Source organism: Gemella sp. oral taxon 928, assembly GCF_001553915.1.
Taxonomy (GTDB): Bacteria; Bacillota; Bacilli; order Staphylococcales; family Gemellaceae; genus Gemella; species Gemella massiliensis.
This window is the reverse complement of record NZ_CP014233.1, coordinates 1,365,855-1,389,826: the sequence shown is the minus strand read 5'-3', so window position 1 is coordinate 1,389,826 and position 23,972 is coordinate 1,365,855. Positions and strand designations below refer to the sequence as shown.

The following is a 23,972-nucleotide window of genomic DNA, read 5'->3' as shown; positions in this document are numbered from 1 at the left end:
TAAAAAATAAATACTGGATATAATAGAATTACATAGAAGCTAGCTTCTATGTAAACCGTATGAAGCCCCCGACGTAAATTACATTATTTGATTAGATTTGCCAGCTTTAATTCCTTAGAGAACATTTCAGATTTCTAAAACTTATTTGTCAAGGATTTGAAAAAGGCGTAACCCTTGTCCTTGACAAATAAGTTGTGAAATCTATTATCTAACAAGGAATTATAAAGCCGGCATATTTTTATAGACTCTTTCCGTAGCTCTTTTCTTTTTTCAACAGGAGAAAGCCAATTTAAAGTCTGCATAGGAAGACGGTTAGAGCGATATAGATACTTTTTCATCTGAGATATAAGATCATCATACGAAAAGAAAGATAAATGCCTGTAAAAACGTTCATTATCATTTCTATGACTACGTTCAACCTTACCGTTATGTCTAGGAGTTCTAGGTCTAATAAGTTGATGTTTAATGCCAAGATTATTACACAATACATCAAAAGGGTGTATTCGTTTAGTATCTTTAAAATGCGTAAATTCAAAACCATTATCAGTTTGAATTATCTTAGGTTTATACCCAAAATAATCAATAGCCATTTTAACAAATTGAACAGTAGAATATGATGATTGTTCTTTAAAAGGGAAAATAAATCTTTCCCTAGTAGCTTCATCAATAATAGTATATTGATAAAATTTATCAGGAATTTTTCCTACATAACAACGTTTAGGAACATATTTCACATCAAGTTGCCATTTTTTACCAATTTCAGTAGGTGTGTCATAAGGTTTAGGTTTATAAGGAATTACTTTTTTCTTAGTATCTTTATAAAAGCCTAATTTTCTAAGCACTCTAAATAAAGAACAAGGATGTCTTTTATAACCTTTGTTGAATTTAAGTTTAGCATATAATTCAATCATAGAAATATTAGGATTACGTTTAATAAGATTTTTAATCCAAGACAATTCTTCAACTGTATGGGCGTTAGGGTGAATGGAATGAGGTCTATGAGACTTATCTATAAGAGACTCTTTAGTACCGTCATATTTTTTATTCCAACGCAAAAGAGAGGCTTTTGATATTTTATAGCGCCTACAAATAAAGCGGATAGAGTTACCATTTCTATAAGTTTTAACTGCAGCTATTCTTGTTTGTAAAGTATGAGGTATATATCGTTGTGTTTTTTCTATATTTTCTGTTATAATAGTTTTCATAAGAGTAAATTCCTTTTTTTGATTTGTAGGTAACTTCATTATACAGGATTTACTCTTCTTTTTTTATTATATGTCTCACATCTATTGTAACACTACAAGTTTTATTAAGTTTATAATACTTTAATAATGTACTTACAGTTTTAAATATGTTATAATAGCTAGGTTATATAAAAATAGGATTATGTAAAGAATGATAAAGGAGAATTAAATGACAACATTTGAAGAATTGGGAGTCAGTAAAGCAACAGTTAACTCATTAACAAATATGAATTTTACAACTCCTACAGGTATTCAAAAAGAAACCATTCCTTATGTTTTTTCAGGAATTGATGTACTTGCCCAAGCACAAACCGGTTCAGGTAAAACAGGAGCTTTCGGAATACCTATAGTGGATATTGTGAGAAAAACGGACGAATTGCAATCTTTAATATTGGCACCAACAAGAGAACTTGCTCAACAGGTGGGAGAGCAACTTAGATTTATGTCAAAAGACAAAGGGTTGAAAGTTAGTATAATTTTTGGTGGAACCAGTATTGAAAGACAAATACAAGAACTTAAACGACGACCGCAAATAGTTGTAGGAACGCCCGGTAGAATAATAGATCATATTAACAGAAGAACATTAAAATTAGAAAAGCTTAATCATTTAGTTTTAGATGAAGCAGATGAAATGCTTAATATGGGATTTATTGATGATGTGAGATATATTTTGTCAAAGATAACAACAAAACATCAAACGTTGTTATTTTCAGCAACAATGCCTAAAACAATAATGGAATTGTCCAAAGATTTTATGACAGAGTATAAGTTAATAAAAACTATGAGTGATGAAGACTTAAATCCTGATATTACAGAATTTGCAACAATTGCAAGAGAAAACGAAAAACTGGATGCATTGATAGGTTTTTTAGATGTTCAAAATCCAAACTTAGCAATTATTTTTGGAAGAACAAAACGTCGCGTTGATGAATTATCAAGTGCTTTAATAACAAAAGGTTATTTAGCGGAAGGGTTACATGGTGATATTACTCAATCTAAACGTTTAGAAATATTACGTAAATTTAAAAATAATTCATTGCAGATTTTAGTAGCTACTGATGTTGCTGCACGTGGGATAGATATTAGTGATGTAACGCATGTGTATAATTTTGATATTCCACAAGATGTAGAAAGTTATACTCATAGAATTGGGAGAACCGGAAGAGCCGGAAAATCCGGAGTTGCCATAACGTTTTTAAATCCGATAGAAATGCCTTATTTGAGAGATATTGAAAACGATCGTGGGCAGCGAATGAAAATGCTACGTCCTTATACAAACGATGAAGTAAAACATGCCAGATATAATAAAATGTTTGCAGAAGTAGTTTCAGAAATTGATAAAAATCATGTTGAGTTTAACAGTCTTGCCAATAAATTATTAGCACAGAGTAATGCGGAAAAAATAATAACTATTTTATTAAGTAAAATAATCAACGATAAAAAAGAAGTGGATATTGAGTTATCATTTGAAAAACCGTTACCACGAAAACAGGATAAGAAGAAAAAATATTCTTCAAGAAATAATAATAGAAGATCACGTTCAGACAGAAATAGAAAACCAAAAACTGAAAAGAATTATGATAAAAAATTCTTTGATAAAAAAGGTAGAAGAATGCAAAATAAATAATAAAAATAAAGATTGTACATGGTGCAGTCTTTATTTTTATTAGTCTTTGGTGTAAAATAAAAATAATAGTAAAATAGCAAGATATGAAAGGAGAAATTATGAGAGTAGAATTAGTTTCTGTAGGGACTGAAATATTACTTGGAGATATAGTAAATACCAATACGGCATATTTATCGAAAGAATTGGCAACGCTCGGAATAGATGTTTATCGTCAAACAACAGTAGGGGATAATCGTGATCGTTTATTACAAACATTAAGCACAGCCTTTTGTGAAAATGATACTGTAATTATAACGGGTGGTTTAGGTCCTACCGATGATGACATTACAAAGGAATGTGCCGCCGAGTATTTTAATCGTGATTTTTATTTTCATGAATATTCGTGGGCAAAAATATTAGAGCGACTTACACGCTCCGGTCGAAATTTAATTACCGATAATAATAAGAAACAAGCTATGATACCAAACGATGCAATAGTATTAGAAAATTTTTGCGGAACAGCCCCGGGAATTATTATAGAAGAAGGAAATAAACGAATTATTTTAATGCCGGGACCTCCACGTGAAATGAAAGATATGTTTAAAAAAAGCGTTCGACCATATTTAGAACGTTTCAGCTCTAAAAAATTTATTTCTAAATATATTAGATTTTACGGAATAGGTGAGTCGTTATTGGAAACGAAGATAAAACACTTAATGGATAATCAAACTAATCCAACACTAGCTTTATATGCAAAAACAGGAGAAGTTTTATTGCGTGTAACCGCAAGTGATGATACCGTTGAACTATGCGATAAATTAATCAATGATAAAATTTTAGAAATTGAAAAAATAGTTGGTGAATATATATATCTAATTGGTGATGATAATATTTCTGAGACACAAACAGAATTACATAATGTTGTTGCTAATTTATTAATAGAAAATAAATTGACTATCTCTGTAGCAGAATCATTAACAGGCGGTCAACTTTCATCTATGCTGGTAGAAAAAGGAGGAATTTCCGTTTCTTTACTGGAAGGAATAGTTTGCTACTCTAACAAATCTAAAATTCATGCTTTAGGAGTTAGGGAAGAAACATTAAATCAATTTGGGGCAGTTAGTGAACAAACCGCTAAAGAAATGGTAATAGGGGTTTCAAGAAGATTAAATAGTGATGTTGCTGTTGCTACTACGGGAATAGCGGGACCTAAGAGTGATGATACAAATAAACCTGTCGGATTGGTTTATATTGCTGTATATTATAAGGGTGAAGTAAAAGTCTTTGAAAAGATATTTACCGGTAGTAGAGAATTGATAAGAACAAGGTCAAGTATTGAGGCATTAAATGAAGTGAGAAAAATTATTTTGGAACATATTTAGTTTTAAGATAAAAATTATAGGAAAATTAACAAATTATTTTTAAAAGACTGTACATTTGTAAATGATGTGAGACAAAAAAAGTAAAAAATAAATACCGGATATAATAGAATTACATAGAAGCTAGCTTCTATGTAAACCGTATGAAGCCCCCGACGTAAATTACATTATTTGATTAGATTTGCCAGCTTTAATTCCTTAGAGAACATTTCAGATTTCTAAAACTTATTTGTCAAGGATTTGAAAAAGGCGTAGCCCTTGTCCTTGACAAATAAGTTGTGAAATCTATTATCTAACAAGGAATTAAAGCCGGCATATTTTTATAGACTCTTTCCGTAGCTCTTTTCTTTTTTCAACAGGAGAAAGCCAATTTAAAGTCTGCATAGGAAGACGGTTAGAGCGATATAGATACTTTTTCATCTGAGATATAAGATCATCATACGAAAAGAAAGATAAATGCCTGTAAAAACGTTCATTATCATTTCTATGACTACGTTCAACCTTACCGTTATGTCTAGGAGTTCTAGGTCTAATAAGTTGATGTTTAATGCCAAGATTATTACACAATACATCAAAAGGGTGTATTCGTTTAGTATCTTTAAAATGCGTAAATTCAAAACCATTATCAGTTTGAATTATCTTAGGTTTATACCCAAAATAATCAATAGCCATTTTAACAAATTGAACAGTAGAATATGATGATTGTTCTTTAAAAGGGAAAATAAATCTTTCCCTAGTAGCTTCATCAATGATAGTATATTGATAAAATTTATCTGGAACTTCTCCTACATAACAACGTTTAGGAACATATTTCACATCAAGTTGCCATTTTTTACCAATTTCAGTAGGTGTGTCATAAGGTTTAGGTTTATAAGGAATTACTTTTTTCTTAGTATCTTTATAAAAGCCTAATTTTCTAAGCACTCTAAATAAAGAACAAGGATGTCTTTTATAACCTTTGTTGAATTTAAGTTTAGCATATAATTCAATCATAGAAATATTAGGATTACGTTTAATAAGATTTTTAATCCAAGACAATTCTTCAACTGTATGGGCGTTAGGGTGAATGGAATGAGGTCTATGAGACTTATCTATAAGAGACTCTTTAGTACCGTCATATTTTTTATTCCAACGCAAAAGAGAGGCTTTTGATATTTTATAGCGCCTACAAATAAAGCGGATAGAGTTACCATTTCTATAAGTTTTAACTGCAGCTATTCTTGTTTGTAAAGTATGAGGTATATATCGTTGTGTTTTTTCTATATTTTCTGTTATAATAGTTTTCATAAGAGTAAATTCCTTTTTTTGATTTGGTGTAACTTCATTATACAGGATTTACTCTTCTTTTTTTTATTATATGTCTCACATCTATTGTAACACTACAAAATTAACAAATTATTTTTAAAAGACCACTTGAAAATAAAATTTTGTTGTGTTAGAATAAACTTATTAAATAAAAATATGCTTAGGACACGATATATAGAGAGCTTATTTCAGAGAGAGTATGGAGCTGTAAATACTCATGAGTTCTATATGTTACTACCTAAAGTGATGGTATAAGTGCTGTGAGCTTTAATCACAATTAATGAGGAAGTATATTGCTTCAAAATTGGGTGGTACCACGAAATTAGTTCGTCCCTTCTTAGTCTTGGACTAGGAAGGGATTTTTATTTTATACTAAGCAAAGAAAGTTATAAGGAGATACAACAATGGTTAAGTTAATTTTTCCGGATGGAAGCGAAAGAGAGTATGATAATAAAACACCGTTAGAAATAGCGGAAAGTATTAGTATAAGTTTAAAGAAAAAAGTTATCTCAGCAAAATTAGATGATGAATATATAGAAGTAAATGAACCTATTACGCATAGTGGACATATTAAGTTAATCGTTGCAGATGACGAAGATAAAGATAGTTTGTATGTACTTCGCCATTCAAGTGCTCATGTCCTTGCGCAAGCGTTGAGAAGATTATATGGTAAGGATGTACACTTTGGTGTTGGACCGGCTATTGATGGAGGTTTCTATTATGACTTTGATATTGATTATAAAGTAACGGAGGAAGATTTTAAAAATATTGAAAAAGAAGCTAAGAAAATTATTAGTGAAAACTTAGCAATTGAGGGACGTAAAGTAAGTCGTGATGAAGCGTTGAAAATTTTCAAAGAAGATCCGTATAAAGTTGAATTAATTAACGATTTACCTGAAGATGAAGTAATTACTGTATATACTCAAGGTGATTTTATTGATCTTTGCAGTGGAGGACATGTTAGTTCAACAGCCAAAATAAAAGAATTTAAATTGTTATCAGTAGCAGGGGCATATTGGAGAGGTAACAGTGATAACAAAATGTTACAACGTATCTATGGAACTGCGTACTTTACAAAAAAATATTTAGAACAACATTTAGTAAGACTACAAGAAGCACGTGAACGTGATCACAGAAAATTAGGAAAAGAATTAGGAATTTTTACAACAAGTCAAAAAGTTGGAGCAGGGTTGCCGCTATGGTTGCCAAACGGAGCAACTATACGCCGTACAATCGAACGTTACATTGTAGATAAAGAAGTGGAACTTGGTTATGATCACGTATATACTCCGATTATGGGTTCAAAAGAGTTATACATTACCAGTGGACACTGGGAGCATTATCAAGAGGATATGTTTCCACCGATGGAAATGGATCATGAAACAATGGTACTTCGCCCGATGAATTGCCCGCATCACATGATGGTGTATAAAAATGAAAAACATTCATACCGTGAATTGCCGATTCGTATTGCTGAATTGGGAATGATGCACCGTTATGAAGCCAGCGGTGCGGTAAGCGGGTTACAACGAGTTCGTGGTATGACTTTAAATGATGCTCATATTTTTGTTCGTCCGGATCAACTTAAAGATGAGTTTAAATTAACAGTGGGATTAATCGAAGAAGCATATAAAGATTTAGGTATTAAAAACTTTAGCTACCGTCTATCATATAGAGATCCTGAAAATACGGAGAAATATTTCAATGATGATGAAATGTGGAATAATGCTCAACAAATGTTAAAAGAAACTGCTGACGAACTTGGTTTAGAATATGTTGAAGCAGAAGGAGAAGCTGCATTTTACGGGCCAAAATTAGACGTTCAAGTAGAAACTGCAATTGGGAAACAAGAAACATTATCTACCATTCAGTTAGATTTCTTGTTGCCGGAACGTTTCGAATTGGAATATATCGGAGAAGATGGAAAAGCACATCGCCCGGTAGTGATCCATCGTGGAATTGTGTCAACTATGGAACGTATGGTTGCGTTCTTATTAGAAGAATACAAGGGAGATTTACCAACATGGTTGGCACCTAATCAGGTACGTATTATACCGGTAAATAATGATTACCATTATGACTATGCAAAAGAAATCATGTTAGAGCTTAAAAAATCAGGTGTTAAAGTTGCTATTGATGATAGAAACGAAAAACTGGGTTATAAAATTCGTGAAGCGGCAAGTAAAAAAATTCCGTATACTTTAGTTATAGGAGATAAAGAAGTAGAAAGTAAAGCGGTTAATGTAAGGATTTTCGGCTCTCAAAATCAAAAAGAAGAAAGTCTTGCAGACTTTAAAGAGAATATCTTAAAAGAAATTACTGAAAGATTAATTGAAAAAAACGCATAATATCAGAATAGATAATATAAAAAAGATGGAGGGAGAATATATTTCTCCTTTCACACTTATAAGGAGGAAATATATGTTACCACAATTAACAAAAGAAATACTAAACGGAGAAATTCAAGTAACAATAAAAACAACGCATGGAGATATGACATTTAAACTTTTTGAAAAAGATATACCTAAAACAGTAGAAAACTTTATAACTCATGCTAAAAATGGTTATTATAACGGAATTATTTTTCATCGTATTATTAAAGATTTTATGATTCAAGGTGGAGATCCTACCGGAACAGGAATGGGAGGAGAATCTATTTGGGGAGATAGTTTTGAAGACGAATTTTCTATGGACTATTTCCATTTCTATGGGGCGTTAAGCATGGCAAATGCCGGACCAAATACGAACGGAAGTCAATTTTTTATTGTTCAAAATAATCATTTGGATGCTAGAACACTAGATGCACTAGAAAAAGGTGGTTGGCCGGAAGAAGCTGTTAAAGGTTATGCCGAACTAGGTGGTACGCCTCACCTAGATCATCGACATACAGTATTCGGACATCTAATTGCAGGAGCAAAAACATTAGAAAAGATTGCTGCTGTAAAAACTGGAGCACAAGATAAACCAGTTGAAGAAGTTGTAATTCTTGATATAGAAGTTAAATAATAAAATATAAAAATCTATATAAATAAGCGGCATTACAAAATATTGAATTTTTTATAAATAAATTTTGTAATGTCGCTTTAATTAATGGCTTTAGCCAGTTGAGGAGGCGAAGTCTCCGAAACAATAAAACACCCGCTATGCGGGTGCGAGAAAAGAGTTAAACAATTGAAAAATCATCCTTTCTTGATAAAATAAGAGTAGTTTAAGCACTAAAATAAAGAAAGGATGATTTTAATTATGGCAAATAAACATAATAGTTTATCGCATACAAAGTGGATATGTAAATACCATATTGTATTTACCCCTAAGTATAGACGAAAAATAGAATTTAATCAATACAAACGAGATATAGTAGATATAATAAAAAGGTTATGTAAGTATAAAGGAGTGGAAATAATAGAAGGACATATAATGCCAGATCATATACATTTGCTGTTATCAATACCACCAAAATATAGTGTATCAAGTTTTATGGGATATTTGAAAGGAAAAAGTTCACTGATGATATTTGATATGCATGCAAACCTGAAGTATAAGTATGGGAATAGAAAGTTTTGGGCAGAAGGATACTATGTAAGTACTGTAGGTTTGAATGAAGGTACAATAAGAAAATACATCAAAGATCAAGAAGCGCATGATATTGCAATAGATAAACTGACAACAAAAGAATATACAAATCCATTTGGAAATAAGAAAAAATAGATAAACCCGTTTGACGGGTAGTGGGCGTAAAAATACAATAGGGCTTGAACGAATGTGAAAGCCAGCGCCTTGAGGTGCGTGTTAGTAACAAAGGGTTATACCCGAAGAGAAAACCACCCCTTTTCAGGGGTGGTCATTATTTATAAAATTGTTATTTTTATAATATTAGAGCCAGAATAATATATTTCTTTTAACATGCATAGATATAGCCAGTATATGTAGCTGATACCAAGTGTGAAAGAAATCCTAGTACATTTCCAAATGGTATAGAGCCTGAATATTGTAAATATCCTTTATATAATTTACCACCAATCCACTCTTGATGATAGTAATAATTAGGTAGTGACCACGGTGCCATTACAACCTGTTTGCTTCTGTACATAGAATATCCGCCACCACCATAGTCCCAGTTCATAGAAGAACGAAATGATATATTATTATCATTATTATTATCTTTTGCAAATGTAGCTGGTGTTATTGAAATAAATAGTAAACTTGTAATACTTAATATTTTGATAAATTTATTCATTGCTATTTCTCCTTTTCGTTATTCGTTAATCCTTTTATTAAAAAGTAGATTCCTAAACATGGAGATAATATTATACCTATAATTTCAAAAGTAGAAAAATTACTCATAATTATCACCTATGATCCCAGCTCTATCTAAATATATTGTATACTTTTTTGTAAACGTTGTCAACACTTAAGCGTAAGTACTTTATAGTATTTATAATATTAAATTGATATAATGAACTTAAATTATAATTGCAAAGAAAGTATAGTGAACATTAATAAGTAAATTCCCAAAGTAAATTCCGTGAACATTAATAGAAGAAAAAATTTAAAAAAACTCTTTTAATATATTTACACATGTGGTATAATTATGAAAGTTTGAGTATAAATATATATTCTTATATAAGGAGAAGAAAGATGACACAGCAATCAAGAGTAAGACCAATCTTAGATGTTCATGAGAAACCCAAATTAGCCTTGTGGATAACGCTCAGTTTACAACATTTGTTTGCAATGTTTGGAGCAACGGTTTTAGTACCTATCTTAACGGGATTACCTGCCAGTACGGCACTTACAACATCAGGTATTGGTACATTAACGTATTTATTCATTACACGTGGAAAAATTCCGGCATATTTAGGTTCATCATTTGCTTTTATTAATCCTATTATAGCGTTATCAACGACGCATAATATTGAAACAGCAATGTTGGGTGCATTTTTAGCCAGTTTAGTTTACGGAGTTGTAGCATTGTTTATCTATAAATTTGGAGTAGGGTGGTTGTTGAAATTGTTGCCACCGGTAGTAGTAGGACCTATTATTATTGTTATCGGTTTAGGAATATCACCTACGGCGGTTAATATGGCAATGTATAAAACAGTGAATGGTGCTAAAGTATATGATTTAAAATACTTTTTAGTAGCACTCGCTACATTAATAATTACAATTATTTGTGCAGTAGCATTAAAAGGTTTTGCTAAACAGATACCGGTATTATTAGGTATCGTTTTTGGATATATTGTGGCGGTATTTGCTGGATTGGTAGATTTTCAGCCGGTAATAGATGCACCGTGGTTTAGTTTACCAAAATTTACGGTACCCTTTATTACTTATACACCGGAGTGGAATGTTGCGGAACTTGCAATGGTTCCAATAGCAATAGTAACAATTAATGAACATATAGGACATCAAATGGTATTATCAGAAGTAGTTGGTAAAAACTTTTTAGAAGATCCGGGGTTACACCGTTCAATTTTAGCTGATGGAACGGCTATGATGTTTGCTTCGTTACTAGGTGGTCCGCCAAGTACGACATATGGAGAAAATATTGGAGTATTGGCTATTACAAGAATATTTTCAGTATTTGTTTTAGGTGGAGCTGCGATATTTGCTTTGATTTTAAGCTTTATTGGGAAGTTTTCTGCTTTGATTTCTACTATTCCATCACCGGTAATGGGTGGTGTATCGATACTATTGTTTGGTATTATCGCTTCAAGTGGGTTAAGAATGTTGGTTGATGAAAAAGTAGATTTAAGTATTAACAGAAACTTAGTAATTTCATCAGTAATTATTGTACTGGGTGTTGGTGGTGCAATGTTGAAATTTGAAAGTATTAATTTCGAATTACCGTCTATGGTATTAGCGGCGATTACAGGTGTACTTCTTAATGCGTGTTTACCAAAAAAAGATAAAGAGTAAGTGAAAAAATATATAGGTAAATCATGTTCAAAAAATTTTCGGTAAAGAAGTTTAAAAAGTACTGAAAAAAATTGTAATAGTTAAAGTAGTTATGCTTAAATATAGAGAATAATTATCTGAAAATAAATAAATTGTATTTTGCTGTAATTTTTAAAAAGGATAGCTGGCAACTTATCATAGAATAAGTCGTCAGCTATTTTCTATTTAATAATGATGTTATACATAAAATTCTCCTATTAAATTTTTAAAATTGGTTAATTTTCGTATATTTTTATTGAAAACCCAAAATAGAGTAACACCTAAAATTAAACTGGCAATAATTATAATAATTATATTTTTACTATATTGGGTGCTTAAAATTCCGGAAAAAATTGCACCAAGAGGAGTGAATGTTATAGATAATCCAATCATAGAAGACATAGCAATATCTAATTTATCTTTTTTTACAATACTTTGAATCATAGTTTGGGAGTATGTATTTAATATATCGATTAATATCCACCCAATTAAAAAAAGTAAAAAAATGAGTATCATATTTTTAATAGAATTATTTTTAATTATGCTTAAAATTCCCCAAGAAAGAGAAAGTCCTAATGTAAAGAAAATATATAGTGAACCTAGTTTTTGATGTTTTAATTTTTCTAAGTTGGAAAGTAATGCACCTATCAATGTTCCTAATCCAGAAGCACTAAGTAAAATTCCATAGAATATACTGCTTTCAGAAAACTCCGGAAGTAAAGTTAACAAAGAACTCGTAGAGAAATTTATAATTATAATACCTATAAGCAGAGGTTTTAATATCGGAGTGTTCCAAATCTTTATTCCAGAATATAGTTTAGAAAAATAGTTTTCATTCTCCTTAATAAGTGTAGTTTTTTTAGAAATTTTGTTTGATAAAAACATGAACAATATAGCATTTATAATGAACGTAAAACTATTTATAAAGAATGAAGATATGGTTCCTAAGACTGTAATAATAAAGCCTCCTATTGAATTAAACAATGCATCACTACCTTGATAAGCAATAGAAAATAGAGAGTTTGCCTTTATTAGATCTTTTTGTTTAACAATTTTGGGAAGAAGCGAAAGCTGGATAGGATATACAATCTGATTAGCAAGGCTAATAAATGCTATTATAGATATCAAAGTATATATGTAATTTGTTTATAAACATTAAATAAGGTATAAGCAGCAATATAATAGATTGAGAAAGCTGCGAACATATCAAAAATAATTTTATATTAATTTTACTTATTATAGGTGATATAAATATTTGTAATATTGCAGTAAAATAATGTTACTCCGGTATAAAAAGTAGAATTAGTCATTGTATACACTAAAGTTAAGGTTGCTATTGAATAAATGCTATCACCAAAGTTTGTGATAAATCTTCCTAAAAGTAAAAGAGAAAAATCTTTATTTTTAAACATAATATAAACTCCTTTCTGTAATAAATTATAATTTAACGATAAAATTCAATTTAACATCAAAATATAATCTAACGATTATTTTTTTTTTTTTTGACGGTTTATTTATTATATCAGTATCTTTCTTAGAGAAAAATTTATTTTCGAGCTGCTTTAATTCATACCAAAATTTTTCTTCGTTTTCTTTATCAATATTAAAGTTCAATGAGATATTGTTAAAGAAATCATTAAAAATATTTGGTGCTGGAATAAATGTATGAGTAGTTGGTAAATAGTATTTTTGAATTATTCCGTTGATAGAATCGGTATCAACAACTTCGATAAAATTAAATTCTTCTAATATATTAAGGTGATAATGAATTCTAGTTCTATTTATTTTTAATAGTTTAGCAAGTTGTTGAGAATTTTTTTTCTGTACCAAGAGCGGTAAGAATATTTATTCTCAATGGATCAGAAATTACCTTTAATTTTTCGATATCTGTTATGTAATGTATGTCTTTAATAATAATCACCCCTTTCTTTAATTTTAATTGTAATATACTCTCCTTATATTGTTAATATTTTTTTTTTTTTAAAACATTTTTTTGTTGCGGCAATTGAGTAATAAATAAAAGGTTTGACTACCTCTTTTATATCTGTTATAATTTACTAGGTGAAAATGATCTGTAATTAGTTTTACAGTGTAAGAATTAGAAAATTAGTTATAGAAAAATTAAAATTAAGGAGATTAAAATTGAAAAAATTATTTGCACTTTTATTAGGTTTTGCAGGTGTATTCGTATTGTCAGGGTGTTCTCCACAAGATAGAAGTGGTACGTTTTATGATACATTTGTCAAACCTATGGACATAGCCTTAAGCAAAATTCATGAATATACCGGAAGTTGGGGCTGGTCAATCGTAATTATTACTCTTATTATAAGATTATTAGTATTACCATTTATGTTAAATAATTACAAAATACAAAATAAAGCACGTAAAGGGCAAGAGTTGGCACGCCCTGAATTAGAAGTTATTCAAGCAAAACAAAAAGCTGCACGTGAAAAAGAAGCTCGTGCAATTTCTAATGAAGAAAAAATGCAAGCTCGCAGCGAATTGATGGAAATTCAAAAAGAACAGTTTGCCATTATGAAAAAATATGGAGCAAATCCAATGAGTTTAGGTGGATGTTTACCATTATTCATTCCTCTTCCATTCTTAACGGCGTTGTTTTATACATTATCTAATCCGTTGTATTCAGCAGGAATTATTGATTCAACATTTTTGGGTATTTTCAATCTTGGGACACGTTCATACACATTACCTGTAATTGCGTTTATTGTTTACGCTATTCAAACACGCTTATCAATGAAGATGATGCCACAGGTTACTCAACCCGGTCAAGAACAAATGCAACAACAGATGAAACTTATGCAATGGTTAAGCCCGGTAATGATTACAATATTCTCATTCTGGGTAGCCGGAGCGGTTGCGGTGTACTATATTGTGGGGGGACTATTTTTAATATTCCAAACTTATGTAGGACATGCACTATATCCACCATATGTTCCGGAAAAACAAAAGAAACAAACTTTTGATCCTAATAAGGTGACTTTAGTTTCTAATAAGAAAAAACGTAAATAAAATAGAATAGAAAGGTTTAGTAGTAATGCTGCTGAACCTTTTTTAAATCTTGATATTAATTCTAAATTGTAAAAATTATAGAGATAAAATAATAAAGAATGTAGTAAAATTTTGCTTTATGAATTTTTAACTTTACAATTTAGGACTTTAATAAAGTTTTGCATTATCATTTTATATTTTTTATTGACTAGCAGGTATATCTGTGGTAGAATTGTTAATGTTGAGTAGCTCCTAAATAGCTACTACAACCGCACGTGTAAGGTAATTAAGTGAGAAATCCACCTTATATGGCGAGTCTTAGTAAAAAATTTAAGGAGGTGCAGATATGTACGCAGTAATCGAAACAGGTGGAAAACAATTACGTGTTGAAGAAGGTCAAACTATTCTAGTTGAAAAATTAGCAGTAGAAGTTGATTCAACAGTAACTTTCGACAAAGTATTACTAGTAGGTGGGGAAAATGCTAAAATTGGTGCTCCATTAGTAGCGGGTGCAACGGTAACAGCTAAAGTTGTTTCTCAAGGTAAAGGTAAAAAAATAACAGTATTTAAATACAAACCTAAGAAAAACAATCACCGTAAATTAGGTCATCGTCAACCATTCACTAAATTAGTAGTTGAAAAAATTAACGCTTAATTATGATTAAAGTCGAAATAACAAAAGGGGTTAATAACATAAAACAAATCATTGTTGATGGTCATGCAAATTTTGCTGAAGAAGGTTCAGATATTGTTTGTGCGGGTGTTTCAGCGATTATTTTTGGATTGATTAATTCGATTGATGAACTTGATGATGAGGTAGTGTTTGATATTTCAGTTAGTGAAGATGAAACAGGACATTTAACTTATCGTTCATTAAAATCTACAATGACGGAACAACTTCTTTTACAAGCGATGTTGGTATCGCTAAAAACAATTGAAGCAAATTATGCAGATTATATAACTATTGAAACAAGAGAGGTGAATTAGAGATGATGTTAAAATTAAATTTACAATTCTTCGCATCTAAAAAAGGGGTAGGTTCTACTAAAAACGGACGTGATTCTGAATCTAAACGTTTAGGTGCAAAAAGAGCTGACGGTCAGTACGTAACTGCAGGTTCTATATTATACAGACAACGTGGTACAAAAATTTATCCTGGAACTAACGTAGGAAAAGGTGGAGATGATACACTATTTTCACTAGTTGACGGAGTTGTTCGTTTCGAAAGATACGGACGTAGTCGTAAAAAAGTTTCAGTATATCCACAAGCATAATATATATGAAGAGAATTTTTATTTATGGTTAATCTTAAATAAAAGTTCTCTTTTTTATTTTTTCAATTTTTAGAATATATAAAATTTTTAATTTTTACTCAATATAGTCTTTAATATTTCACAAAAATACATTATGAAAACACTTTATTTATGTAATAATATTTTAATACTTTTATTAGTTGTATTTTTAATTTATATATGTTAAACTCTATTTGTGCATTTGACAGTGTACAGATATATTTTCAGGAGGAAAAAAAGTGTCAACATTAGGACAAGAAATTTTATTTTCTTTTTTAGGTGGACTGGGTTTATTTTTATTTAGTATTAAATATATGGGAGATGGTCTACAACTAATAGCAGGGGACAAGATGCGTTATGTGTTAGATAAATATACTTCTAAACCATTGATGGCATTATTCGCCGGGGTGTTAGTTACAGTTCTTATTCAGTCAAGTACCGGAACAATCGTTATTACGGTTAGTTTGGTAGGTGCCGGTTTATTAAAGACAAAACAGGCAATTGCAATTGTAATGGGATCTAATATCGGTACAACATTAACATCATTCATTATAGGTTTCAATGTATCGCATTATTCATTACCGCTTATATTTTTGGGAGCAGCATTTTTATTTTTTACAAGAGCAAAACTCATTAATAATATAGGGCGTGTAATTTTCGGTTTTGGTGGAATATTCTATGCTTTAAAAATGATGTCAACGGCCATGGGACCACTAAAAACTATGGATTGGTTTCAAACGATTTTAACACATATTGATGATAGTGCTTGGGTAGGTGTCGGAGTTGGTACATTGTTAACGGTAATGATTCAATCTTCTGCTGCAACTATCGCTATCCTCCAAAATTTATATGCCGAACATGCACTTAATTTACATGGTGCTATCCCCGTTATTTTTGGTGATAATATAGGGACTGCAATAACAACGGCAGCGTTGGCTATTGTTGGAACTAATATTGCAGCGAAACGTGTAGCAATTTCACATATTATGTTTAATGTAATAGGGACGGTAATATGTTTAATACTTTTAGAGCCGTATATTATGTTTATTGGGTATATGGAAAATCTGCTGGGGTTAGAACCGAAAATGGCAATAGCTTTTGGGCATGGTACATTTAATATATTTAATACCGTTTTACAATTCCCATTCATTTGGCTATTGGTTAAAATTATTACTAAAGCTATTCCCGGTGAAGATGAACAAATTAAATATACTACACAATATCTTGATAAGTCGTTAATAACAAGTGCACCGGCAGTAGCACTTGGTCAAGTGGAAAAAGAATTTGTGGAAATGTTAAAACTATCTAAAAAAAGCTTAAAAAATTCGGTTGAATATTTTATGACACGAGAAGAGCAGTTCAATGAAAAAGCTGAAACATTAGAAGAAGCTATTAATAATTTTGATGAGGAAATGACAGACTACTTAACTTTATTATTTAGAGAAAAACTAAGTCCAAAAGAGGGGTTACACGCGTCAGTTCTTCTAGATGGGACACGTGATATTGAACGTGTTGGCGATCACGCTAGAGATATAGTAGGATCTGTAAACTATCAAATTAAAAAGAAATTAAAATTCTCAGATGATGCGAAAGCAGAAGTTCAAGAAATGTTTGAATTATCAAACGGTATAATTGAAAAAACAATTAAATCATTAGAAGAAAAAAACATTGCAATTGCCGGTGCGGCACTGGCTGCTTGTGGAAATATTTATGAACTTGAGAAAAAAGCTCGTAAAAAGCATACACAGCGTATGAAAGACGGTGAATGCGAAATTCCGGCAGGAGTTGTATATATGGATTTAATTCAGCATTTTACAAGAATTTGTGAACACTCTAGAAATATTTTGGAAAAAGAAATTCAAGGAAATATTTAGATATGACTAATAAACAAAAGATGTATTTTATATTATTTGTAATAATATTATTAATAGTATTAGTTTTATATAAATTATATCAAATTCAAATAAGTTAAAGTAAGAATAACTAAAAAACGAAAGTGAAATTCCACTTTCGTTTTTTAATTATTAATAACTTAATTCAGGTGAAAAGATAAAGTACAGGATAAAAATACTTGCTATATGAAAAAAGAGAACTATATATAATAAAAATTATTCTTTTTTTGGTAAAAAAATATGGAGGCACAAGTCCCATGTTATTATGAGTATTTTCTCTAAGTGTAAATAAAATAGTATTTAATTTATGTAAAAATAATTCAATAACCATAACAAAAGGTTTTTATAAACAGTATAACTGTGTTCAAACACAAAATCAGTTTAATTAAATGGATATAAAAATAGGATTTATTTTACAATAAAACTACAGTATGTTACAATATATTTTGGGGTAGGTTGTTAGTTTGCATTGCTAATATGAGTGTGTTTGTCTTGTCAGGTATGTTATAATATATATCATATTTAAGGTGTAAAATAAATCCTACTTAAAAATACAAAGAAAGGAAGTATTATTCATGAAAAAGAAGATTTTTATATGGATAACGACTGTGCTTTTAATATGTAGCACAATATTGACTACAGTTATAAGCTCAAATACAAATATTGCTAGGGCAGAAGGTGGAAAACAGGGAGAGAATTTAACTACAAGTACAAAAGTACAAAAAAATGCAGTTAAAAAAGAAACTCAAGGCAAGAATACCGAAGCTACAGAAAAAAAAGTTAGCGATAAAGTTGATAATACAGCAAAAACAAATAAAAAAGCTGACAATACTGCGGACTTAGGTGTTAGTGCTAAAGGGACTACAAATATTGTATCAGAGAAAAGAGGTGAAACCGAAAATATCTCTGATAATATAATAAAATCTCTGGCAAGAAATGCTGCAATACATAATGATGTAATTACTAAAATGTATATTAAAAGTTATGATGGAGGGACAATACCTAATAATACGGTCGAAATGTGGAGAACATTTAGGGTATATGCGGAGTTTTCTCTTCCTAATAATAAAGTGAAGAAAGATGATACAACCACAATAAAATTACCTGAACAACTAACATTTGGCGGGAGCGCAATAAAATTTGAAGTAAAAGATGCTGATGGTAATTTAGTAGCAAATGCTGTAATAGATCCTAATACTAAAACTATTACTTTAACATATACGGATTATCCAGAAAAACACTCAGATGTAAAAGGGGAACTATTCTTCTACGCAAGGGTTGATGAAACTAGGGTTAAAGAAGAAAAAAATATTGATCTTAAATTCACTATAAGTAATGATGTAACAATTTCTGCAGGAACATTACATTATAAAGGTCCTAACCCAAAATATCATTCTATAATAGAAAAAGTTGGTTGGCAAGATAAAGATAATAAGAGTCTTTTTCATTATAGTATAGCCATTAATGAAAGTGAAGAAGATTTGAAGGGGGTAAGGGTTCAAGATAGACTGGATGATAATACTTATGGTGTGAAAATGTTACAAGATACTGTTAGGATATACAAAGTTAAATGGTATTGGGACAATGGACATTGGAAACATAAAGATGATAAAGATGTTACTAATAATTATAAAGCTAAGATAAAATGGGATCCTGACCAAAAAGGTTTTTCTCTTGAATTAGGAGATATTGGGAAAGAGGGCTATTATATAAAATATGATATAAAAGCTGATTATACCCCATCAGATGGAGAAATATTTAAAAATAAAGCTACATTAAAATATAATGGAAAAATTAATACTGATGCAGAATTCACTTTAAACTATTTGGCAGCCGGAGGAAAAGCGGAAGGATATGTATACTCTATTAATTTACTTAAAAAAGATAAAGACGGAGGAAAAGCACTAAAAGGTGCCGAATTCCAAGTAACACGTGATGCAACCGGACAAGTAATAGGGAAGTTTACAACAGATGCTGACGGAAAAATATCAATTAAAGGATTGTTAAAAGATAACTATACTATAAAAGAAACCAAAGCACCTGACGGTTATAAATTGGATCCGACAGAAATAAAAATCGGTCCAAGTGACTTCGGTAGCGATAAATCAGTAACTAAAGAAGTCCTTAACGAAAAAGCTAAAATAAAAATCTGTGGAACAAAAACATGGGACGACAACAATAACCAAGATGGGAAACGACCAAGTAAAATCAAAGTAAAACTACTAGCAGACGGAAAAGAAGTAGATTCAAAAGAAGTAACGGAAAAAGATGGCTGGAAATACAGCTTTGATAACTTGGACAAATACAACAAAGACGGAAAAGAAATTAAATACACAGTAGATGAAGAAGTAGTAGAATTCTACGAAAAAACAGTAGACGGCTTTAATCTAACAAACAAACACGTTCCTGAAAAAACAAAAGTTGAAGGACTAAAAACATGGAACGACAATAACAACCAAGATGGAAAACGACCAACAAAAATCAAAGTAAAACTACTAGCAGATGGAAAAGAAGTAGCTTCAAAAGAAGTGACAGAAAAAGACGGCTGGAAATATAGCTTTGATAACTTGGATAAATACAAAGACGGAAAAGAAATCAAATACACAATAGATGAGGAAGTAGTAGCGGGATATACAAAAGAAATAAACGGGTACAACCTGAAAAATAATTACACACCGGAAATAGTAAATATAGCCGGAACAAAAACATGGGACGACAATAACAACCAAGATGGAAAACGTCCAAGCAAAATTAAAGTAATTCTAAACAAAACAGTGGATGGAAACACAAGTAAAGTTGCAGAAAAAGAAGTAACAAAAGACAACTGGAATTACGAATTTAAAAACTTACCAAAATATGAAAATGGGAAAGAAGTTAAATACACAATAGATGAAGAAGTAGTGGAATTTTACGAAAAAACAGTAGATGGTTTCAATCTAACAAACAAACACGTTCCTGAAAAAACAAAAGTTGAAGGACTAAAAACTTGGGATGATAATAATAACCAAGACGGAAAACGACCAACAAAAATCAAAGTAAAATTACTAGCAGACGGAAAAGAAGTAGCTTCAAAAGAAGTAGCGGAAAAAGATGGCTGGAAATACAGCTTTGATAACTTGGATAAATACAAAGACGGAAAAGAAATCAAATACACAATAGATGAAGAAGTAGTGGAATTTTACGAAAAAACAGTAGATGGTTTCAATCTAACAAACAAACACGTTCCTGAAAAAACAAAAGTTGAAGGACTAAAAACTTGGGATGATAATAATAACCAAGACGGAAAACGACCAACAAAAATCAAAGTAAAATTACTAGCAGACGGAAAAGAAGTAGCTTCAAAAGAAGTGACAGAAAAAGACGGCTGGAAATACAGCTTTGATAACTTGGATAAATACAAAGACGGAAAAGAAATCAAATACACAATAGATGAAGAAGTAGTGGAATTCTACGAAAAAACAGTAGATGGTTTCAATCTAACAAACAAACACGTTCCTGAAAAAACAAAAGTTGAAGGACTAAAAACTTGGGATGATAATAATAACCAAGACGGAAAACGACCAACAAAAATCAAAGTAAAATTACTAGCAGATGGAAAAGAAGTAGCTTCAAAAGAAGTGACAGAAAAAGACGGCTGGAAATACAGCTTTGATAACTTGGATAAATACAAAGACGGAAAAGAAATCAAATACACAATAGATGAAGAAGTAGTGGAATTCTACGAAAAAACAGTAGATGGTTTCAATCTAACAAACAAACACGTTCCTGAAAAAACAAAAGTTGAAGGACTAAAAACTTGGGATGATAATAATAACCAAGACGGAAAACGACCAACAAAAATCAAAGTAAAATTACTAGCAGATGGAAAAGAAGTAGCTTCAAAAGAAGTGACAGAAAAAGACGGCTGGAAATACAGCTTTGATAACTTGGATAAATACAAAGACGGAAAAGAAATCAAATACACAATAGATGAAGAAGTAGTGGAATTCTACGAAAAAACAGTAGATGGTTTCAATCTAACAAACAAACACGTTCCTGAAAAAACAAAAGTTGAAGGACTAAAAACTTGGGATGATAATAATAACCAAGACGGAAAACGACCAACAAAAATCAAAGTAAAATTACTAGCAGATGGAAAAGAAGTAGCTTCAAAAGAAGTGACAGAAAAAGACGGCTGGAAATACAGCTTTGATAACTTGGATAAATACAAAGACGGAAAAGAAATCAAATACACAATAGATGAAGAAGTAGTGGAATTCTACGAAAAAACAGTAGATGGTTTCAATCTAACAAACAAACACGTTCCTGAAAAAACAAAAGTTGAAGGACTAAAAACATGGAACGACAATAACAACCAAGATGGAAAACGACCAACAAAAATCAAAGTAAAACTACTAGCAGACGGAAAAGAAGTAGCTTCAAAAGAAGTGACAGAAAAAGACGGCTGGAAATACAGCTTTGATAACTTGGATAAATACAAAGACGGAAAAGAAATTAACTATACAATAGATGAAGAAGATGTAGCAGGATATACAAAAGAAATAAATGGTTATAATTTAACAAATAAATTATTACCACCGCCACCAACACCGCCACTACCAAAAACAGGACTAACAGACAGTGGATTAGGAAACTTAGGAATAGCATTGTTGGCAGCTGCGTTATTAATAGTAGGTAGAAAAAAATATCTACGATAATTAATATCTTTGTAATAAAGTTAATGGAATAAATTATACAATAAAATTTAGTATGTAAATTTTGGTTCTATGTCAAATACGGGGCATAAGAAAAAATAAAGGTGAAATGCTAAGCAACACAATGTTGCTTAGCATTTTTCAAATCGCCCTTAAAAGGAATATTATTTTTATACTCAGAAACAAATAACCTGGAAACAACTAAAATACGTAATCTAAAGTTATAAAAGCTATTTTATAACCATAAGAAACTCTCTTTAAAACCTTAATCTTATTATTAATACCCTCTAATGAACCGTTAGAAATAGAATGTCTAACACTATTAAGCATATACTCCTTATACTTTCGCATTGTATTAACAGCCTTACAAACACCAATAGATAATCCGGAAGTAGATTCATCTATCAAATAACTAAGTAAGGTATTATTCCTATACTTAATCGCATATCTAATATCCTGAACCCTCTCATAGCTAGCCTTAAATATACAATCTAATCCTAATAAATAATCCAAAATATCACGGCTAGTAACTAAACTCCTAAAACTCCTATTAAAGAAAAACTTACCATGAGTAACATTACTTTCATCTTCTAATATCAACTTCCAATTATTCTTCAAAAGAGTATAATTAATGCCTTTTTGACCCTTAAAACAATTCATTAACTTAACTGTCTTATTAAGCTCTCTATTAATATTTTGGATAATATGAAGCCTATCTATAACAATTTCAGCATTAGGAAACTTACTTTTAATTAACTTCATATACGGAGTATAAATATCAATACAAATAGCCTTAACATTATATCTAGCCTCCTTAGAAAATCTGGAAAAATAATTATTTAAAATATACTCGGTTCTACCATCGACTGTATCAATAATCTCACGAGTTAAAGCATTAGAAAAGATAAAGCTCATACCATTTTTACTATCTTTAGTAAACTTTAACTCATCAAAACATAAATACTCAGGTAAGAAGGAATAATTAGTTATATCAACATGAGATTTACAATCATAAAGAGTTCGTATAACAGTATTAACCGATACATTATTCATTTTAGCAATTTGTTTAAAAGAAAGAGTATCAGCTAAATCACTCATTATAGAAAACTTAACATTTTTAGAAATACTACAGTATTTATCTACAAAAGAAGTAGTAGCTACAAACTTTTTATTACAAGATTTACATTTAAAACGTTGTTTTTTTAATTCCAAATAAGCAGGAATACCAGATATTTTTAATAGATTAATTCTAGTAAGTTCATTAAAGCCGTTTTTAACTACAGTATAACCTTTATTAAGACAACCACAGCATTCACACTTATTAGGAGTATAGGATAAAGTACCTTTAAATACAAAGAGCTTTTGATTATTTTTTATAATTTCGTTATGTGTTTTCTCAATAGTTATGTTTTTATCTTTTATTTGTAGTAGGTTTTTAATGAATTCTCCCTCTTTTATTTCTTTTGATTTTGTGTTAAAATTATTCATGACAGATATCCTTTCGTAGTTTATTTTTTTGCACTTTAATTATATTGGATATTTGTCTTTGTTTTGTTGTATTATTAGTCTTTTCATCCCATTATCAGCACTGTTTGCTAAAATATCACTCTCCAT

The 23,972-nt window shown here is 30.5% G+C and carries 17 protein-coding genes, 1 pseudogene and 1 other annotated feature; of the genes and pseudogenes, 12 read left to right on the top strand and 6 right to left on the bottom strand.

Going from position 1 to position 23,972, the window contains the following annotated elements; translation table 11 throughout:
• Positions 1-254: 254 nt before the first annotated feature.
• Positions 255-1,205, bottom strand: a pseudogene (locus AXE85_RS08300) (DDE-type integrase/transposase/recombinase); the annotation flags it as partial.
• Positions 1,206-1,413: 208 nt separating this feature from the next.
• On the opposite strand from AXE85_RS08300, the gene AXE85_RS06395 reads away from it, so the two are divergent.
• Both AXE85_RS06395 and AXE85_RS06390 read left to right on the top strand, forming a co-directional pair.
• On the top strand, positions 1,414-2,871 hold the full coding sequence (locus AXE85_RS06395) for a DEAD/DEAH box helicase (protein ID WP_062174047.1): 1,458 nt from the start codon (positions 1,414-1,416) through the stop codon (positions 2,869-2,871).
• Positions 2,872-2,969: 98 nt separating this feature from the next.
• A complete protein-coding gene (locus AXE85_RS06390) occupies positions 2,970-4,232 on the top strand; it encodes a competence/damage-inducible protein A (protein ID WP_062174045.1) in 1,263 nt (420 codons plus the stop codon).
• A gap of 300 nt (positions 4,233-4,532) precedes the next feature.
• On the opposite strand, the gene AXE85_RS06385 is transcribed toward AXE85_RS06390, so the two are convergent.
• Positions 4,533-5,516: a DDE-type integrase/transposase/recombinase gene (locus AXE85_RS06385; RefSeq protein ID WP_062174043.1), complete on the bottom strand. Its 984-nt coding sequence runs from the start codon at positions 5,514-5,516 to the stop codon at positions 4,533-4,535.
• Between the two features lie 422 nt (positions 5,517-5,938).
• On the opposite strand from AXE85_RS06385, the gene thrS reads away from it, so the two are divergent.
• From thrS to tnpA, 3 genes are all read left to right on the top strand, one after another.
• A complete protein-coding gene (gene thrS / locus AXE85_RS06380) occupies positions 5,939-7,882 on the top strand; it encodes a threonine--tRNA ligase (protein WP_062174041.1) in 1,944 nt (647 codons plus the stop codon).
• A gap of 73 nt (positions 7,883-7,955) precedes the next feature.
• Positions 7,956-8,540 carry a peptidylprolyl isomerase gene (locus AXE85_RS06375; RefSeq protein WP_062174039.1) on the top strand — a complete coding sequence of 195 codons (585 nt, stop codon included), beginning with the start codon at positions 7,956-7,958 and terminating at the stop codon, positions 8,538-8,540.
• A 237-nt stretch (positions 8,541-8,777) separates the two neighbouring features.
• A complete protein-coding gene (gene tnpA, locus AXE85_RS06370; RefSeq protein WP_062174037.1) occupies positions 8,778-9,242 on the top strand; it encodes an IS200/IS605 family transposase in 465 nt (154 codons plus the stop codon).
• 190 nt (positions 9,243-9,432) lie between these two features.
• Here tnpA and AXE85_RS06365 read toward each other — a convergent pair whose 3' ends face one another.
• A complete protein-coding gene (locus AXE85_RS06365) occupies positions 9,433-9,771 on the bottom strand; it encodes a hypothetical protein (protein ID WP_062174035.1) in 339 nt (112 codons plus the stop codon).
• Positions 9,772-10,172: 401 nt separating this feature from the next.
• On the opposite strand from AXE85_RS06365, the gene AXE85_RS06360 reads away from it, so the two are divergent.
• Complete coding sequence (locus tag AXE85_RS06360; RefSeq protein ID WP_062174034.1) at positions 10,173-11,453, top strand: solute carrier family 23 protein; 1,281 nt, start codon at positions 10,173-10,175, stop codon at positions 11,451-11,453.
• A 216-nt stretch (positions 11,454-11,669) separates the two neighbouring features.
• Here AXE85_RS06360 and AXE85_RS06355 read toward each other — a convergent pair whose 3' ends face one another.
• On the bottom strand, positions 11,670-12,599 hold the full coding sequence (locus AXE85_RS06355) for an MFS transporter (RefSeq protein WP_231723764.1): 930 nt from the start codon (positions 12,597-12,599) through the stop codon (positions 11,670-11,672).
• Between the two features lie 309 nt (positions 12,600-12,908).
• Positions 12,909-13,301 carry an ArsR/SmtB family transcription factor gene (locus tag AXE85_RS06350; protein ID WP_231723763.1) on the bottom strand — a complete coding sequence of 131 codons (393 nt, stop codon included), beginning with the start codon at positions 13,299-13,301 and terminating at the stop codon, positions 12,909-12,911.
• 312 nt (positions 13,302-13,613) lie between these two features.
• Here AXE85_RS06350 and yidC point away from each other — a divergent pair, with 312 nt between their 5' ends.
• The 6 genes from yidC (at position 13,614) to AXE85_RS06320 (ending at position 22,361) form a co-directional block, all read left to right on the top strand.
• On the top strand, positions 13,614-14,501 hold the full coding sequence (gene yidC, locus AXE85_RS06345) for a membrane protein insertase YidC (RefSeq protein ID WP_021752407.1): 888 nt from the start codon (positions 13,614-13,616) through the stop codon (positions 14,499-14,501).
• Between the two features lie 236 nt (positions 14,502-14,737).
• Positions 14,738-14,809 (top strand) — a sequence feature (ribosomal protein L21 leader region).
• Positions 14,810-14,826: 17 nt separating this feature from the next.
• Entirely contained in the window at positions 14,827-15,135 is a 309-nt protein-coding gene (gene rplU, locus AXE85_RS06340) for a 50S ribosomal protein L21 (protein WP_021752406.1), read from the top strand.
• 2 nt (positions 15,136-15,137) lie between these two features.
• Positions 15,138-15,467, top strand: coding sequence for a ribosomal-processing cysteine protease Prp (locus AXE85_RS06335; protein ID WP_021752405.1), 330 nt, complete (start codon positions 15,138-15,140; stop codon positions 15,465-15,467).
• Between the two features lie 5 nt (positions 15,468-15,472).
• On the top strand, positions 15,473-15,754 hold the full coding sequence (gene rpmA / locus AXE85_RS06330; protein WP_027130209.1) for a 50S ribosomal protein L27: 282 nt from the start codon (positions 15,473-15,475) through the stop codon (positions 15,752-15,754).
• Between the two features lie 257 nt (positions 15,755-16,011).
• On the top strand, positions 16,012-17,646 hold the full coding sequence (locus tag AXE85_RS06325; protein ID WP_062174032.1) for a Na/Pi cotransporter family protein: 1,635 nt from the start codon (positions 16,012-16,014) through the stop codon (positions 17,644-17,646).
• Positions 17,647-18,239: 593 nt separating this feature from the next.
• Positions 18,240-22,361: a Cna B-type domain-containing protein gene (locus AXE85_RS06320; RefSeq protein WP_062174030.1), complete on the top strand. Its 4,122-nt coding sequence runs from the start codon at positions 18,240-18,242 to the stop codon at positions 22,359-22,361.
• Positions 22,362-22,559: 198 nt separating this feature from the next.
• Here the strand turns inward: AXE85_RS06320 and AXE85_RS06315 are convergent, their stop codons facing one another.
• Positions 22,560-23,846, bottom strand: a complete 1,287-nt coding sequence (locus AXE85_RS06315; RefSeq protein WP_062174028.1) for an ISL3 family transposase — start codon at positions 23,844-23,846, stop codon at positions 22,560-22,562.
• Positions 23,847-23,972 lie beyond the last annotated feature (126 nt).